This window comes from Neisseria sp. P0021.S006, from assembly GCF_051956895.1.
The window spans coordinates 1-569 of record NZ_JBQCWZ010000943.1; the positions used below are offsets into that span (position 1 = coordinate 1).

Sequence of the window (569 nt, forward strand, 5' to 3'; positions counted from 1 at the left end):
TTCCCATCCTTTGGGCATCGGGGCAGGGCACGGACCGGTCAACCACTGGGCGTATCGGGACGAATAATGCGTTCAGACCAATTGTAATTGATTGTATTTTTCAGATGGCCTGACTAGGTTTATCACTTGAAATTGTTTACAATATCGGATTAATGCTTTTACGGATAAAAAAGACACCATGCAAGTTACTTCAAAATGGATAGACGGAATGTGCTTCGTCGGAACAACGGCAAACGGACACAGCGTTGTGATGGAAGGCGCGGCGGCTGAAGGCGAAGTCAAACGCGGCCCCAGCCCGATGGAAATGCTGTTGTTGGGTGTAGCAGGCTGTTCTAGCATCGATGTAGTGATGATTGCCGAGAAACAACGCCAAAAAATCACCGACTGCCGTGCCGAAGTGACTGCCAAACGCGCCGACACCGCGCCGCGCGTGTTTACCGAAATCCATATCCATTTCAAAGTGTATGGTCGGGATTTGCAAGAAAGCGCGATTGAACGCGCTGTACAGATGTCTGCCGAAAAATATTGCTCCGCATCGATTATGCTGGGCAAAGCGGCAAAAATGAGCC

Annotated in this window: 1 protein-coding gene; it reads left to right on the forward strand. The window is 49.7% G+C overall.

The annotated features are described in order from the left end of the window. Positions 1-178: 178 nt before the first annotated feature. Positions 179-569: OsmC family protein (locus ACTHUM_RS18045; RefSeq protein WP_440403691.1), on the forward strand; the 391-nt coding region annotated here is incomplete at its 3' end.